Raw genomic sequence first — 283 nt, 5'->3', positions numbered from 1 at the left:
ATAATTGGATCAAAGTGGCACAAATATCTGTTACGATTATTAGCCAAGCGATTATCATCATGAAAGAAATTCAAGATGAGGTAAAATAACATGAAAATCAATCGATATATCACCAGAGGGATTAGTGAACACCTATCTCTAGACCTTCAAATCTTACTTTGGAATATAGTAAAAGAAAGAGATAGTCAACCTCATACAGATTACCTACACATTTTTAGACTACAAGAAGATAATAATATACTTTCTATTACACATGAACAAGAACAACCCGCATACAAATTGG

1 protein-coding gene is annotated in these 283 nt (G+C 31.8%); it reads left to right on the top strand.

The window, feature by feature from the left end:
• Positions 1-90 precede the first annotated feature (90 nt).
• On the top strand, positions 91-283 hold a 193-nt coding region (locus HMPREF2953_RS08550; RefSeq protein ID WP_218086337.1), incomplete at its 3' end, for a DUF960 family protein.

The organism is Staphylococcus sp. HMSC072E01, from assembly GCF_001814125.1.
Classification (GTDB): domain Bacteria; phylum Bacillota; class Bacilli; order Staphylococcales; family Staphylococcaceae; genus Staphylococcus; species Staphylococcus hominis.
The sequence above is the reverse complement of the archived record's forward strand: the minus strand, read 5'-3'. Positions and strand labels throughout refer to the sequence as shown.